Source organism: Pseudoalteromonas sp. '520P1 No. 423' (assembly GCF_001269985.1).
Taxonomy (GTDB): domain Bacteria; phylum Pseudomonadota; class Gammaproteobacteria; order Enterobacterales; family Alteromonadaceae; genus Pseudoalteromonas.
Map to the genome: position 1 here is coordinate 1,734,279 of NZ_BBZB01000001.1, position 15,811 is coordinate 1,750,089.

Consider the following 15,811-nt stretch of genomic DNA (forward strand, 5'->3'; position numbering starts at 1 on the left):
TCTTTATTTTTTTTAATCTAATGCTGAGATTAACAGTAACGAATATTGTATACAATAAACTTATTGTTAATTTGATTTGTTACTTTACAGGCATACCTAGACTCCATATGATCATATAAATTTATTTATAGAAGATAGAGCAATGACAAGTATCACTATAGTTCGTCCCGATGATTGGCATATCCATTTACGTGATGGCGATCAATTAAAAGACACAGTGCGCGATGTGAGTCGTTATATGGGCCGCGCGATTATCATGCCTAATTTAGTACCGCCAGCAACGTGTACTGAATCAGCATTAAGCTACCGTGAGCGCATTATGGCAGAAAAGCCTCAAGGGAACTTTAAACCTTTGATGGTGCTTTATCTTACGGATAAAACAACACCTGAAGAAATTAAAAAAGCAAAGGCAACAGGTCATATTGTTGCAGCTAAATTATACCCAGCTGGCGCAACAACTAATTCAGATTCAGGTGTGACTAGCGTTAAAAATATGTACCCAGTATTTAAAGCGATGCAAGACGTGGGTATGTTATTGTTAATACACGGAGAAGTGACAGATTCTGCTATTGATATTTTTGACCGTGAAAAATTATTTCTAGAGAGCGTTTTAACGCCTGTGGTTGCTGACTTCCCAGAGCTAAAAATTGTACTTGAACACATCACAACCAAAGATTCTGTTGAGTTTGTAGAAGCTGCATCTGATAATGTAGCGGCAACAATCACAGCGCATCACTTATTATATAACCGTAATCACATGTTAGCGGGTGGCATTCGTCCTCATTTTTATTGTTTACCAATTTTAAAGCGTAATATTCATCAAGACGCTTTAAATAAAGCGGCAACAAGTGGCAGCAAAAAATTCTTCTTAGGTACTGATTCTGCACCTCATTTAAAAGACAAAAAAGAAGCGTCTTGTGGTTGTGCGGGTTCTTACACTGCACATGCAGCAGTTGAATTATATGCAGAAGCATTTGATGCTGCTGGTGCGATTGATAAGTTAGAAGGTTTTGCGAGCTTAAATGGCCCTGATTTTTATAATTTACCACGAAATACAGATACGATTACTTTAGTTAAAGAAGAGTGGGAAGTACCTGAGTCTTACCCATTAGGTAGCGATATAGTAGTGCCAATTCGCGCTGGAGAAACAATTCAATGGCAAGTTAAATAATAAAACTGCTTTGCATTTTTATTAAAGTCATTTAGTGACGGCTATAGCGATTATTATAAAACCTACTGTTTACAGTAGGCTTTTATTTTTTATACGCCTCTTAACCCTGTAATACCGCATTTCACTTTTGAAAGACGACCATTATCAGCCATGATTTGATAATTGGTATTTCTTAAAGAGTGCGGTCTATAGTTAGTTACTTTTTTAAACCTTAAAGCAACACTATGATGAATTTTTGCATGATGGCTATCACAAGTTGTGTCTTGGTGGTTGACACATACTAATCTGGGAGATAACGTCCTATCGGCAATAATTTGAGTACGCTGCTGCTGATGCATTATGCCCTCAGGAATAGGTTGAATTTCTAAATCATCCACACATAAAAAACTATCGCTTTGTTTAAGCCGATTAAAATCAATTTCTTCAAGATTTAGGATATTTAAACCTTGCTGTCTGGCATGTAAACACATAAATTCTAAGCTGATATCCGATAAACCATCATACCAATAACCACCACCAATATCTGAATGTACACCAGCAAACCATACCTCTAATACTCTGGGATCACGATTAAACAATATAGGCTGAAAAGCGACACGTTTTTCATCTAATGCAACTATATGCACCGCTTTTTCAATGTTACCCGCCAAAGTGCCATTTTCAAAAACAACATCACTGGCGGGGCGTGTCTCCATACTGAGATCAGGTGAACCAATAGAGGCTACGGTATCAAATACGCCTAAAAATTTGACCTTATGTTTTATTTGGCTAGCAAAGATGCGTGCTATGGCGGCACCTCGACTAAAACCAAAAACAAATATTTCATCACCTTCTTTGTAATGTTTCTCTACATCACGTTTAGCTTTAGTGATTATTGATTTTATATCAGAGAATGCAGGTGCAAAAAGAGAGTTAAACGTTTTTTGCAGCCAATTACCATAAGTGCCAACGCCTGAGTAGTAAAAGCTATGCTGGCCATATTCATCGTTGTGAGGTGAGTTAGTTAAACTGCCGCCAAAATAGGCGTGTAACTTTAAGATATTGCTAATGCTTAAATCAACTGCGTAATCCATGCTATCGCTAGGCTCGTTGCACGTGCCATCAAAACAAAAAATAAATTTTTTCATTTTTAAGTTAGTTATTGTCCGTTATTTAAACAAGTGTACTTGATAAATAGGCAAGAGTGATAATTTTTATGGCACTTTTTTGTATGTTCTGTATCCTAATAAAAGAATGTGTATGGGTGATTTAAATTTTGAATAAAAAATGTCATATTTTCATAGTGTTTTTTTTATTGATGTCCTTTATTGGTCAGTCAATGGCGAATGCTATGGATTCATGTCAATTTCAAAACGCTAATCATTTAACTGCATCTATGATGTCAGGCATGGATCACGCAATGGATACATCTGATCGGATGTCAGATATGGATCATTCAATGGAGTCTATGTCTAAAATGGATTGCTGTGATGATAATGATCACTTATGTTCAATGAATGGCTGTGTTTCTATGGCTGTTACATCAATTTATGCTTTTTCTCATCTTGATTTTGCATCACAAAAAATAAATCAATTAAACTTTTTTATATATAGCCAATACCCTTCATCTTTATATCGCCCTCCGCTTAATAGCTAATTACAAAATAGATCCGTCTTAATTTTCTAAATTTATCTTAGAAACACTTTAATTGTATTTAGTGAGTCTTTTTCATCTTGAAAAGTAGCTCAAAACTATGACCAAACTTTGGTCTTTGAAGGCATTATGTATAAATCATTATTTTTATTACTCTCTTTAGCTGCACTTATTGGTTGTGGTAATGACAAACAAACAAATATAACAACACAAATAAGTCACAGTAAAACACATATAACTGTATATAAACGGGAATCATGTGGCTGTTGTAATGATTGGATCACGCATTTAGATAAAAAGAACTTCTATACACAAGCGGTTAATGACGAAAACCTGACGCAATTTAAATTAGATAAAGGCATAGCGCCTAGATTTCACTCATGTCATACAGCTGTATCAACAGATGGTTTTGTTTTTGAGGGCCATATTCCTGCAAAACATATACAAATATTTTTGGCAAATAAACCCGTAGATGCAATTGGCTTAGCCGTACCAGCTATGCCCGCGGGTAGTCCAGGTATGGAGATGGGTGATAGGTTTACGCCTTATAAAGTACTATTACTTAATAAAGATGGGTCTTATAGCACATTTGCAAATGTTGAAAATCAAAAGGAGCAATATTAATGAGTCAAAGAATTTATAATTCAAAAATTAAATGTTTAGCTGCTTTTACTCTTTTAGCTCATTTTAATTTATTGGCATCTTATGAGGTAAGTGAATCATTACTTACATTAAGGGTGAGTATTCTTAAAGCGCAAGAAAATGACCCTTGGTTATCTGGTAACCAACATCAACAAGATTCTGTTAACGCTTTAAGCATTGCAGCTGGCACATATGAAGATCCAAAAGTATCAATGTCTATGGCAAACTTGCCAACGGATAACTTTAACTTATCTCAAGAGGGCATGACGCAATTTAAAGTGGCAGTGGCACAAATGCTTCCCCGCGGAGATAGTTTGGCACTTAAACAACAGCAATTAGAATTAAGTTCTCAGCAATATCCATTTCAAAGAGAGAATCGAAAAGCTGAGGTCGCAGTGACTGTTGGACAGTTATGGTTAGATACTTTTAGAGTGCAACAAAGCATAAGGTTAATACAAGCTGATCGTGCTTTATTTGAGCAATTAACTGATGTCGCGCAAGCTAGTTATTCATCAGCGCAAGGTAAAACCCGCCAACAAGATGTGATCAGAGCGCAACTAGAACTAACAATGTTAGATGATAGGTTAAATCAGTTATCACAACAGAAAAACCGTTATCAAGGTCAGCTTTCACAATGGCTCGCAGCCAAAAACTTAAATACGACACAATCAGTTAATTTTCATGATTTAAATTTAGGGGATTCTTTACCGGAAGTGCTTTTATTAAAAGAAGATATTATTAAATCAAAGAACTGGCTTACACCAGATAAATTGGTCGAAAACTTTTATCAACATCCAAAGATAATGGCGATTGATAAAAAAATAAATGCCAGTTTACAAGGCATAGCGTTAGCAAAACAAAGTTATGAACCGCAATGGGGTGTTAATGCCAGTTATGCCTATCGAGATGATGATCCTATGGGAAATAATCGCGCCCATTTATTTTCCATGGGTATGACATTTGATTTGCCACTATTTACTGATAATCGTCAAGATCAACAAGTCAGTGCAGCTATATCAAAAACTGAATCTGTTAAAACGGAGCGTTTATTATTACTTAGGCAGCTTATGGGGGCATATTCTAGTGGTAAAGGCCGTTTATTAAGATTAGTAGAAAGACAGTCTTTATATAACACTAAGTTACTGCCACAAATACAAGATCAAGCAGAAGCTTCATTAACAGCATACACCAATGACGATGGTGATTTTTCAGAAGTTGTTCGGGCTCGTATTGCACAACTTAATGCAAAAATTGAGAGTTTAACGATAGAAACGCAAATACAAAAAGTGCAATTGGAGTTAAATTATTTATTTGTTAGTCAAGCTAGACAGATGTTGAGTTTTAAGAAAAATAATAATTTAGTCAGTTACAAAAAGATGCCAATTACATTAGGAGAGAAATAATGAATCCAACAATCAAACTTAGTTTAGCTGCAATATTTGGTGGCATCATTTCTTTTGTCATTACATCACAATTACTAACACCATCGACTATTAATGAAACGCAAAATGTTGAAAATAAACCTTTGTACTGGGTTGCACCTATGGATGCTAATTACAGAAGAGATAAACCAGGTCTATCGCCAATGGGCATGGATTTAGTACCTGTTTACGCTAACGGTGCATCAAATTCCGATTCTGGACCGGGGACCATTAAAATTTCTTCTGATGTGGTAAATAACTTAGGTGTTAGAACCGGCAAGGCAAAAGTGAGTGAATTACATTTAGGGATTAAAACTGTTGGCTATGTGAAATATAATGAAGACCAATTAGTACATATTCACCCAAGAGTTGAAGGTTGGGTTGAAAATTTATTCATCAAAGCATTAGGTGATCCAGTTACTAAAGGTGAACCTCTTTATTCTTTATATTCACCTGAGCTTGTAAACGCGCAAGAAGAACTTTTGTTGGCGCTAGGTCGTAAAAATAAGCGTTTAGTAAGGGCTGCAGAAGATAGGTTAACGGCATTACAATTACCAAAGTCAGCAATAGAAAATATCAAAAAAACAAGAAAAGTGGCGCAAACCATTACCTTTTATGCACCGCAATCTGGTGTTGTTGAAAACTTAAAAATTAGAGAAGGCTTTTTTGTTAAACCTGGTACGAAAATTATGTCAATCGGTGCATTGAATGAAGTGTGGGTTGAAGCTGAGGTATTTGAAAGGCAAGCAAATCAAGTGAAAAAAGGCACTTCGGTTACTATGACTTTAGATTACCTACCTGGTCGTGAATGGGTTGGCAAGGTTGATTATATCTATCCAACATTAGATGAGAAAACACGCACAGTAAAAGTCAGGCTACGATTTGATAATAAAGATTTAATGCTTAAACCAAATATGTTTGCACAAGTCATTATTCATGCAAAAGGCAGTGAAGCATTATTAATTCCAATTGAAGCATTGATAAGAACGGGTAGTCAAGATCGTGTTGTGTTAGCCCTAGGCGAAGGTCAATTTAAATCGGTTGCTGTTAAAGTAGGTCGTTTTGATGATAAATCTGTAGAGATTATATCTGGCTTAATTGAAGAAGATGACATAGTCACTTCTGCACAGTTTTTACTGGATTCGGAATCAAGTAAAAGCTCAGATTTTAAACGTATGTATCATGATGAACAACCAAGCTCTGTTTGGGTTGAAGCAAGTATAAATAGCTTGATGGCAAACCATAATATGATCAATGTTGATCACCAGCCAGTTAGTGACTGGGATTGGCCACAAATGACAATGGATTTTATGGTATCGCCTAAAGTTGATTTTTCAAGTTTAGAAGTTGATATGGTTTTACATATTGAAATAACGAAAGATGAAACTGGCAGCTTTGAAATTACCGCTATTCACATTCCCGAGCAGCAAAATGAAAACGCTAATAGCACTGCAAGTGTTTCAGGTGTGATCAATACAGTAATGGCAAAGCATAAAATGTTGAATATTAGCCGAGGTCCGATTGAAAAGTGGGATCGCCCAGCTGCAACTCTAGATTTCATGATCGTAGACGATATTGACATGTCTAAGTTAACTTCAGGTTTGTCAGTAGATTTTACTTTTGAGATTAATAACGGTGAATTTATTATTACTGAGCTGGTAGTCTCTGAGCATAAAATGATAAATGAACAAGCTATTGCACCTAATTCAGCTGAACACAGTAATCATTAGGGGGATAGCATATGATAACTTCAATTATTAAATGGTCCGTCTATAACCGTTTTTTTGTTTTATTAGCTGCAGCCATCATAGTGCTTGCAGGTCTATATTCTGTAAAAAATACTTCTGTTGATGCCTTGCCTGATTTATCAGATGTGCAGGTTATTATTAAAACAACTTATCCAGGTCAAGCACCTCAAGTTGTAGAAGACCAAGTAACTTACCCTTTAACAACAGCTATGTTATCAGTACCAGGGGCACAAACTGTAAGAGGGTATTCATTTTTTGGCGATTCTTATGTGTATGTGATTTTTGATGAAGATACAGACCTTTATTGGGCGCGTTCACGTGTACTTGAATATCTTTCTCAAGTATCACCTAATTTACCTGGCAATGCCCGACCACAGTTAGGCCCTGATGCAACAGGTGTAGGTTGGGTATATTTATATGCTTTAGTAGATAAAACGGGGAAAAATGATATAAGTCAGTTGCGTAGTTTACAAGATTGGTTTTTAAAATATGAATTGCAAACCGTTGCTGGCGTATCTGAAGTCGCTGCTTTAGGCGGTATGGTTAAACAATATCAAGTAAAAGTAGACCCAGATAAATTACGGGCTTTTGGTATTCCTTTATCTCTAATACAAACTGCAATAAAACAAGGTAATCAAGAAGTTGGGGCATCAGTTGTTGAAATGGCTGAAGCTGAATATATGGTGCGTGCTACGGGCTATATTAAAAATGAAACAGATTTAGGTAATATTCCATTAGGGGTAAATAAAAATGGTACGCCATTATTATTAAAAGATGTTGCGGATGTCGGCATAGGTCCACAAATGCGCCGTGGGATCGCTGAACTTAACGGTGAAGGTGAAACCGTAGGTGGCATAATTGTAATGCGTTACGGCGAAAACGCTCAAGAAGTTATAAATGGTGTGAAAGCTAAGTTAGAGCAACTTAAAAAAGGGCTCCCAAAAGGTGTTGAAGTTGTAACCGTTTACGACCGAAGCGCGCTGATAGAGCGAGCAGTTGAAAATTTAACCTTTAAATTACTCGAAGAGTTTGGTGTTGTTGCACTTGTATGTATTGTATTTTTATTTCATGTGCGTTCATCTTTAGTCGCAATTTTTAGTTTACCCGTAGGCATATTAACAGCATTTATCGTGATGCATATGCAAGGGTTAAACGCCAATATTATGTCTTTGGGTGGTATTGCGATTGCGATAGGCGCCATGGTTGATGGTGCGATAGTGATGATAGAAAATATGCATAAACATATGGAACGTACACCATTAACCAAAGAAAATCGTTGGCAGATAGTCGTTGATTCAGCATGTGAAGTTGGGCCTGCATTATTTTTTAGTTTATTGATCATTACAGTGAGCTTTGTTCCTGTATTTACTTTAGAAGCGCAAGAAGGTCGTATGTTTTCACCTTTAGCTTTTACTAAAACTTATGCGATGGCAGCATCTGCGGCTTTAGCAATCACATTAGTGCCTGTTTTAATGGGTTACTTTATTCGAGGTAAAGTTTTACCTGAGCATAAAAACCCAGTAAATCGTGTTTTAACCAGTATTTATTTACCTGCGTTAAAAGCAGTGCTTAATTTTCCAAAAATGACCTTATTTATGGCACTGGTGTTGTTAGGTGTTGGTTTATACCCAGTGAATAAAATAGGCAGTGAGTTTATACCGCCATTAGATGAAGGCGATATTATGTATATGCCAACGACTTACCCAGGTATATCTATTGGTCAAGCAAGGCAGTTATTACAACAAACGGATAAGCTAATTTATACCGTGCCAGAAGTGAAAAATGTATTTGGTAAAGTAGGGCGTGCAGAAACTGCAACCGATCCCGCTCCTTTGACTATGATAGAAACATTTATTCAGTTAAAACCTCAAAGCGAATGGCGAGTGGGTATGACCACAGATAAACTTAAAGCGCAGTTAGATGCGTTAGTTAAGCTACCTGGGTTAACAAATGCTTGGGTTATGCCAATAAAAACACGAATTGATATGCTCGCTACAGGTATCAAAACTCCTGTTGGCATCAAGATCGCAGGTCCTGATTTAGATAAAATTCAACAAATAGGTACGCAATTAGAATCAATTTTAAAAGAAATACCCGGTACTGCATCAGTTTATGCTGAGCGAGTTGCTGGTGGTCGATATATTAAAGTTGATATTCAACGTGAACAAGCGGCGCGATATGCTTTAAATATCTCCGATATTCAACAAGTGGTATCAACTGCAATCGGTGGCATGAATGTATCTAAAACCGTAGAGGGTTTAGAGCGTTACCCTATCAATTTAAGGTATCCGCAAGACTATAGGAACTCTCCTGAAAAGTTGAGGTTACTACCTATTGTTACGCCAACAGGGCAAAGAATTTCATTAAGTGATGTTGCTAATGTATTTGTTGAAGATGGTCCGCCTGCTATTAAGAGTGAAAATGCACGGTTAAATGGCTGGGCTTTTATCGATATTGAAGGTGTTGATATCGGAAGCTATGTTGAAAATGCGCAAAAATTTGTATCTGATAAGCTCAAATTGCCAGCTGGGTATTCTATTTCTTGGTCAGGGCAATATGAATATATGTTAAGAGCAAAAGAAAAATTGCAATATGTTGTTCCTTTGACCTTATTTATCATATTGTTATTGTTGTATATTAATTTCCGTAATTTTGTTGAAGTAGGCATTATTATGGGTACTTTACCATTGGCAATGGTAGGCAGTATTTGGCTAATGTATCTCCAAGGGTTTAATTTTTCAGTTGCCGTAGGGGTTGGATTTATTGCCCTTGCAGGTGTCACCGTTGAGATAGGCGTAATTATGTTGGTTTATTTAAACCAAGCATATCAAAAGCTATTAGATGATTGCCAAACCAAAGGTCAATCGGTCGATATTGAAAGTTTAAAACAGGTTATTATAGAAGGTGCAGGTATGCGAGTTAGGCCTGTTATGATGACAGCTTTGTCTATCATAATAGGTTTGTTGCCTATTTTGTATGGTACAGGAACAGGCTCCGAAGTGATGAGTCGAATAGCAGCTCCTATGGTGGGTGGCATGTTAAGTGCCATGCTTTTAACATTACTTGTATTACCGGCCATATATTTTGTATGGCGTAAAAATTCGATAAATAATAATTGATGAAAATTTAGTTAAGGGAACAAAATGAATATTGCGTATTTTGGCAATGATTGGCATATAGGCTGTTTAGAAACATTTAAAAATAATGGACATACGATTGGCCATATTTTTATAAACTCAGAGCAGCCATTTAATGTAGTGATCCGCCAATACGCATCTGATAATAATATTCCCGTGACGAAGACTAAGCCTGATGCAAAAACGATTGAAAGCTTATTACTTCAAGGGATTGATTGTTTATTTTCAATAGAATATGCTTGGTTGATCCCTATTTATGACAATCTATCGGATGTATTTACTATGAACGTGCATCCGAGCATGTTACCTCATGGACGAGGTACAACACCTGTGAGTTGGATTATTAATTCACAAGCGCAACATGCAGGTGTGACATTTCATAAATTAACGAATGAATTTGATTCTGGTGACATTATTTATCAAAAATCACTTTCATTAGCACAGGATGAATGCTTTGAAACTTTAATGATGAAACTTCATTTAACTATTCCGCAATTGTTAAATGAAGTATTAAGTGATTTTGAAAATTTATATCACCAAGCTAAAAAACAAGGTACTGGCAGTACTTGGCCCAAGATAGAAATAAATGATCGCGTTATCAATTGGAATATGACTACAAACCAGATAAAAGCGCTATCAGCAGCATGTGGCCGGTTTGGAGTTGTAGCGCGACTTAATAATGAAACCTTATTAGTTAATAACATTGAGCTAGGTCAAATCACACATGAGTATTCAAACGGCACAATAATCAAAGAGGATGACGATACGATTGTTGTCTCAGTTAGTGATGGTTTTGTGATCTTAATGAAACGAAATATCATAGAAAGAATATAAAAATGCTTTGTTTTATAAGCAAAACGGAGCATATAAGCATCAAAGAGGATGATGATACTATTGTTGTCGCAGTTAGCGATGGTTTTGTGATCTTAATGAAACGAAATATCATAGAAAGAATATAAAAATGCTTTGTTTTATAAGCAAAACGGAGCATATAAGCATCAAAGAGGATGATGATACTATTGTTGTCGCAGTTAGTGATGGTTTTGTGATCTTAATGAAACGAAATATTATAGAAAGAATATAAAAAATACTTTGTAGTGAAAAAGAATAAGGGATGTATAAACATACAATGATGTTGTTAAAAACCAGCCGTAAATTACATAAATGGTTAATGCTTTTTTTAGGCATTCAATTTGTTGTTTGGTCTGTTACCGGTGCATATATGGTTATATTTGATATTGATTATATACATGGAGATAGCCTAGTAACTCAGCATCAAACTCCTATAGATGTTAATAAAATTAATATGAGCCTTACAGACGTGATAAAAAAGTATCCTACTGCACAAAATATCGAACTCGCTGTATTAATTGATTTACCTGTATATAGATTTAAAAATGAGCATATAAATATTATGCTAAATGCTAGTTCGGGTGAGGTATTATCACCTATAAATGAAATGATGGCAGCTAAGATTGCTAGGCATTATTATTCGGCTGATGATGTTATATCAGAAATTAAATTGCTTACAGACCACGCTCCTTTTGAGTTAAGCAAACGGCATTTGCCAGCTTATCGTATTAATTTTGAGGCATTTGCTAGCCCATCACTTTATATCAATGCTTATTCAGGGAAAGTAGTTACTAAACGTCATGAATTTTGGCGATTGTTTGATTGGATGTTTAGGTTTCATATTGCAGATTATCAAGATGGAGAACCAGATAACTTATTACTTCTTTGGTTTTCAATATTAGGCTTGTTCGCCGCACTAACAGGATTTGTGTTGACGTATTATCGCGTTATCAAAAATAAACGGAATCGTTCAAATGCGATTTATTAAATTAATACATAAATGGACGTCTTTATTCGTAGGTATTCAGCTACTGCTTTGGTTAGTCAGTGGTTTTTATTTTAATATAATGGATCACGATAAAGTTAGAGGAAATCAATATAGAGAGCAATTAAAACTAGCTCCTGTGGTTTATTCAAATATGAATAATGCTCCATTTATTGATCCTAAAACAATTTTAGCTGAATTTGAAAACTCACAAAGCTTAACAATAGTCTCAGTATTAGATAAGCCTTATTATCTATTAACCCACCAAACGGGCTTGTATCACCATTTTTATAATAAACAGTCATTAGTAAATACATTTACAGGTAAAGAGGTGATTGTTGATCAGGAAATGGCATCTAAAATAGCTAAGACGTCTTATAATGGCCCAGGTACAATACAGTCTGTTACCTTGCAAAAACCACCTATAGAAGATATTCCAAAAGAAAAAAATACAGTTTGGCAGATTAACTTTAAAGATAACGTGAATACCAGTGTGTATGTTAATGCCAGCTCTGGCCGATTAATAAAACATAGCGATGATGATAAACGTATTGCTGACTTCTTTTTCATGTTGCACTTTATGGATTATGCAGGTGAAGGTAGTTTTAATAATTGGCAAATTATCTTTTTTTCTATTATTACGCTTTGGCTAGTTTTATCAGGATTTATTTGGACAATAGAGCTTGGTTTTAAAGGGCAGTATAAATTTAGCTTTGTAATGAATAAGAGTAAAAATCTAGGGATAAAAAATTTGCCAGTATCTCACGCTACTAAAAAGTAGCGTGTATATTGAACTTAGTCGGAATGAATCGTTTATTTTAGTGAGAGCACGATACAGGTTTGCGCTATGTAATAAGTGCTAAGTACAGCAACTTGGGCAAACTTGAAAGTCTTAACAAATCTTGCAAAAGCTAGAATAGAATCTGACAACATAAACCAAATAGCACCTATTAATACCATTAAGCTATTAGTTGTTAGTGCTGTTTGATAAAACATATCAGCAGTGATCACCATAGCTTGTAGCACTAACGCATAAATTAATACCGGAATTTTTAAATTACCTGTTTTTGGTAATAAAACCGTTAAATATCCTATACCTATTAATGTAATTGGAATAATGGCATACAGATTTAAGTCAATTTTTGCAGAGTCTAAAAAAGCCACAATATAAAAAATATGTGCTATCAAAAAACTCACTAAACCTTGCATAAATTTATCGGATTTGAGCATTAAAAATATATCGCCAATTAAAGAAAATAATAATCCAAAAATTATTAACAATGCATAGTACTGAAGCTCAAACTCAGTTAAATATAGCGCTAAGCTCAATATGGTTAATGTAGTGAGTGGTTTTAAAATATAGCAAAAGTGGGTTTTATGATAATGATCAGCAATGATATGACATAAGCCAAAGAATGTTATAAAAGTTAGAAATAGCAGCATATTGTTATTCTTATTGTTGGTTTGTCTCTAAATTAGAGTTTTTATAATATTTTTATTGTAGTGTTTTTGCTCTATATTTGTCTTCACTTTTTTGTTTTAAATAAAAAAGCACGATAAAATCGTGCTTTAAGGGAAATTTAAATTTTAACTAATAAAAACTATTGGCAAGAACCTAAGTTACTCCATACTTGCCATTGACCTGAATTTTGCTCTGGATTTTCATCTTGGCTCCACCAGTTGTTTTTGTATTTATTACCATTGTAAGCAACGGTTGTGCCCGATTGGTAAGTAGTACTTGCAGACCAAGTCACAATACCAGAACACCCTTGAGTCACTTCAGATACATTTACTGATTTTGTATAAGTATCTGATTTGTTGCCTGCATCTGAAACTGTTAATGATACTTGATAAGCACCTGATGATGCATATGTATGGCTTGGGTTTTTACTAGAAGAAGTATTACCATCGCCAAAATTCCAAGAATAAGCAGTTACGCCTTTATCATCACTTGAACTGTCAGTAAAGTTTGCTGTTAGCTGTGAAGTAGATACACTAAAACTTGCTTTTGGTGCTTGGTTTTCACCAGGTCCGCCAGTTGTACATTCACCTTGATCTTGCCAAACATTTGTGTAAACGTTCGGTTTAGCCCCTGTTGACCACCAAGTCGCTTTGTATTTACGGTTATTATAAGATGCTAAATCATCTATTTGATAGTTAGTTGCAGGACTCCAAGCTTTATAGCCGTCACAAGTTTCACTTACAGTACCGATAGTCACTTTACTTGTTTTACTGCCTGTTTGATTGATTGTATCTGTCACAGTGAGTGTTACAGTGAAGTCGCCGTCCGCAGAATAGGTATGCGTTGGGTTTTTCGAGTTCGAACTTGAGCCATCACCAAAGTTCCACGCATAACTGTTTATACCTTTATCATCTGTAGAGTTATCATTAAAACTAACTGATTTACCACTGACTGAATGACTAAAGTTAGCAACAGGTTTTTCATCTGGCGTTACTGTGCCACAGTTGTTTAAATAATCACTGGCATCTTTTGCTTTTACAATACCATGGCCATAAGATGTATCTCGACCAGAAGCACCTTTATCTTGTGCTGTCGCATTTAAACCATTTCGAATTTGTTTATTTGAACAGTTTAAATTATTAGACCAAACAAGCGCAGCTACACCAGAAACATGTGGTGTCGCCATTGAAGTTCCGCTTATTGATTTATAGGCGTTATTATTCCAAGTCGAGTTTACACCTACACCAGGTGCAGCAATTTCAACTTGAGAGTTATATTGAGAGAAAGAAGCTTTGGTACCAGAGCTGTCTACAGCTGCTACAGATACAACAGAATCATAAGATGCCGGATACGACATACTTGAATTACCATCATTACCTGCGGCGGCAATATGTAACATGCCACGGTTATAGCTATTATCAAATGCTTGTTTTTCAGCAGTAGATGAGCCACCACCACCTAAGCTCATGCTAGTAATATTTGCACCAGCTGCCTCACATTGGCCAATAGCTGCAATTAAATCAGAGCCATATGCCCAATTACCAGAATCGTTAAATACTTTTACGATATGTAAGCCTAGTTGACCAGAAGGATTAACACCAACTACGCCTTGGTTATTACCACCTATTGCCGCAATAGTACCTGCCACATGAGTACCGTGACCATTGCCGTCGTTATACCAATTACCTGTATCGTTTGAACCATAACCGTCATCGCCTGTTACACCTGAATTTGGCAGGTCTGGATGATTTAATGTGTAACCTGTATCCATAATACACACTTTTATTTGATTACTTTGAGCATCAGAAAGCTGTTGCGCTTGCACCATCGAAATACCATACGGTGTAGATTCAGAAGAAATGTAACGTTTAGGATCTACTTCAACCAAGCTAACATTATCATCTTTAAGTAAATCCGCTTTTTGTTGTGCATTTAACTCAACTGCAATCGCATTGATATCAGAAAGCGTATGAACTAGCTTTGCATTTACATTATTGGCAGTTGCTTGCATTAATGTCATTTTTGCTGCTTGTATATTATGGGCTGATTTTGATGCCGATTGTGCTTTAAAGATAGCGCTGTCATTTAGGTGCACAATAAATCGTTGCGTGTTATCTGTTGATTCTAATTGAGCATTAGTACTGGCTTGAATGCCTGATGTTATGAGAGATAAGGCAAACCCTGTAGCTAAACTTATTTTAGTTTTATTATTCATTTTTCTAAGATCTCTTTATTATTTTAAAATTGCATTTCATTATTTTGAATATGCATAGGAACCAAGTTAAATGTTAAATTGGTGTTAATTAATAAATAGCTTTTTTGTACTTGTGTCAAATTTGGGTAATTTGTTTTTTTTATATATTTAGAGGTATAAGTTTTTATTTTTTATTTATATCTTTTTGTAACTATTTATATACGGTTGGGTTTTGTTTTAACTTGTTAATTTAAAATGGATTAACCACTAGGTTATGGTTTTATGTCAATTTTTAGTTGTTTGTGTAATTAAATTTAAACAGAAGACTCTGGAATTTATTTATCTAAGCTATAAATATTTAGAATATTAAAGAGCAACAATTTTAATTTTTATACTGAAGTTATTTAAATTGTGTAACGCAGAATTGACATAAATTTTTAATGATAAAACTCTTCAAGCAATTTTAAATTAACAATTAACGAAATTAAATAATAAATCCATATTAATAAGTAATGTCGCATTATGTATGTATAAAAATACTTTTTATTGGATTTATTAGATGTTTT

12 protein-coding genes are annotated in these 15,811 nt (G+C 35.2%); 9 read left to right on the forward strand and 3 right to left on the reverse strand.

All coding sequences use genetic code 11. The features are described from left to right. The first annotated feature begins 142 nt into the window (after positions 1-142). Positions 143-1,171 carry a dihydroorotase gene (pyrC, locus tag PSA_RS08005; RefSeq protein WP_042149903.1) on the forward strand — a complete coding sequence of 343 codons (1,029 nt, stop codon included), beginning with the start codon at positions 143-145 and terminating at the stop codon, positions 1,169-1,171. Between the two features lie 89 nt (positions 1,172-1,260). Here pyrC and PSA_RS26820 read toward each other — a convergent pair whose 3' ends face one another. Beyond that, positions 1,261-2,298: a DUF2235 domain-containing protein gene (locus PSA_RS26820; RefSeq protein WP_082305667.1), complete on the reverse strand. Its 1,038-nt coding sequence runs from the start codon at positions 2,296-2,298 to the stop codon at positions 1,261-1,263. 203 nt (positions 2,299-2,501) lie between these two features. On the opposite strand from PSA_RS26820, the gene PSA_RS08015 reads away from it, so the two are divergent. From PSA_RS08015 to PSA_RS26830, 8 genes are all read left to right on the forward strand, one after another. Further along, complete coding sequence (locus tag PSA_RS08015; RefSeq protein ID WP_042149901.1) at positions 2,502-2,807, forward strand: hypothetical protein; 306 nt, start codon at positions 2,502-2,504, stop codon at positions 2,805-2,807. Between the two features lie 126 nt (positions 2,808-2,933). Further along, positions 2,934-3,428, forward strand: a complete 495-nt coding sequence (locus PSA_RS08020) for a DUF411 domain-containing protein (RefSeq protein ID WP_042149898.1) — start codon at positions 2,934-2,936, stop codon at positions 3,426-3,428. Continuing rightward, complete coding sequence (locus tag PSA_RS08025) at positions 3,428-4,849, forward strand: TolC family protein (protein ID WP_052380167.1); 1,422 nt, start codon at positions 3,428-3,430, stop codon at positions 4,847-4,849. Before PSA_RS08020 ends, PSA_RS08025 begins: the two co-directional genes overlap by 1 nt. Next, positions 4,849-6,597: an efflux RND transporter periplasmic adaptor subunit gene (locus tag PSA_RS08030; RefSeq protein WP_042149895.1), complete on the forward strand. Its 1,749-nt coding sequence runs from the start codon at positions 4,849-4,851 to the stop codon at positions 6,595-6,597. The genes PSA_RS08025 and PSA_RS08030 overlap by 1 nt, the downstream gene beginning before the upstream one ends. Before the next feature lie 11 nt (positions 6,598-6,608). Beyond that, positions 6,609-9,734, forward strand: coding sequence for an efflux RND transporter permease subunit (locus PSA_RS08035; RefSeq protein WP_042149892.1), 3,126 nt, complete (start codon positions 6,609-6,611; stop codon positions 9,732-9,734). A 24-nt stretch (positions 9,735-9,758) separates the two neighbouring features. Beyond that, positions 9,759-10,586 (forward strand): formyltransferase family protein, encoded by an 828-nt coding sequence (locus PSA_RS08040; RefSeq protein ID WP_059364839.1) that lies wholly within the window; start codon positions 9,759-9,761, stop codon positions 10,584-10,586. A 280-nt stretch (positions 10,587-10,866) separates the two neighbouring features. After that, positions 10,867-11,592, forward strand: coding sequence for a PepSY domain-containing protein (locus tag PSA_RS26825; protein ID WP_042149855.1), 726 nt, complete (start codon positions 10,867-10,869; stop codon positions 11,590-11,592). Beyond that, on the forward strand, positions 11,579-12,370 hold the full coding sequence (locus PSA_RS26830) for a PepSY domain-containing protein (protein ID WP_127924196.1): 792 nt from the start codon (positions 11,579-11,581) through the stop codon (positions 12,368-12,370). The genes PSA_RS26825 and PSA_RS26830 overlap by 14 nt, the downstream gene beginning before the upstream one ends. Positions 12,371-12,402: 32 nt before the next feature. Here the strand turns inward: PSA_RS26830 and PSA_RS08055 are convergent, their stop codons facing one another. Both PSA_RS08055 and PSA_RS08060 read right to left on the reverse strand, forming a co-directional pair. Beyond that, complete coding sequence (locus tag PSA_RS08055) at positions 12,403-13,032, reverse strand: lysoplasmalogenase (protein ID WP_052380166.1); 630 nt, start codon at positions 13,030-13,032, stop codon at positions 12,403-12,405. Positions 13,033-13,190: 158 nt separating this feature from the next. After that, positions 13,191-15,266 carry a S8 family serine peptidase gene (locus PSA_RS08060; RefSeq protein WP_042149852.1) on the reverse strand — a complete coding sequence of 692 codons (2,076 nt, stop codon included), beginning with the start codon at positions 15,264-15,266 and terminating at the stop codon, positions 13,191-13,193. Positions 15,267-15,811 lie beyond the last annotated feature (545 nt).

Excerpts from the sequence above, each read along its gene's own strand:
- pyrC (WP_042149903.1), top strand. The coding sequence starts at position 143 with ATGACAAGTATCACTATAGTTCGTCCCGATGATTGGCATATCCATTTA.
- PSA_RS26820 (WP_082305667.1), bottom strand. The coding sequence starts at position 2,298 with ATGAAAAAATTTATTTTTTGTTTTGATGGCACGTGCAACGAGCCTAGC.
- PSA_RS08015 (WP_042149901.1), top strand. The coding sequence starts at position 2,502 with ATGGATTCATGTCAATTTCAAAACGCTAATCATTTAACTGCATCTATG.
- PSA_RS08020 (WP_042149898.1), top strand. The coding sequence starts at position 2,934 with ATGTATAAATCATTATTTTTATTACTCTCTTTAGCTGCACTTATTGGT.
- PSA_RS08025 (WP_052380167.1), top strand. The coding sequence starts at position 3,428 with ATGAGTCAAAGAATTTATAATTCAAAAATTAAATGTTTAGCTGCTTTT.
- PSA_RS08030 (WP_042149895.1), top strand. The coding sequence starts at position 4,849 with ATGAATCCAACAATCAAACTTAGTTTAGCTGCAATATTTGGTGGCATC.
- PSA_RS08035 (WP_042149892.1), top strand. The coding sequence starts at position 6,609 with ATGATAACTTCAATTATTAAATGGTCCGTCTATAACCGTTTTTTTGTT.
- PSA_RS08040 (WP_059364839.1), top strand. The coding sequence starts at position 9,759 with ATGAATATTGCGTATTTTGGCAATGATTGGCATATAGGCTGTTTAGAA.
- PSA_RS26825 (WP_042149855.1), top strand. The coding sequence starts at position 10,867 with ATGTATAAACATACAATGATGTTGTTAAAAACCAGCCGTAAATTACAT.
- PSA_RS26830 (WP_127924196.1), top strand. The coding sequence starts at position 11,579 with ATGCGATTTATTAAATTAATACATAAATGGACGTCTTTATTCGTAGGT.
- PSA_RS08055 (WP_052380166.1), bottom strand. The coding sequence starts at position 13,032 with ATGCTGCTATTTCTAACTTTTATAACATTCTTTGGCTTATGTCATATC.
- PSA_RS08060 (WP_042149852.1), bottom strand. The coding sequence starts at position 15,266 with ATGAATAATAAAACTAAAATAAGTTTAGCTACAGGGTTTGCCTTATCT.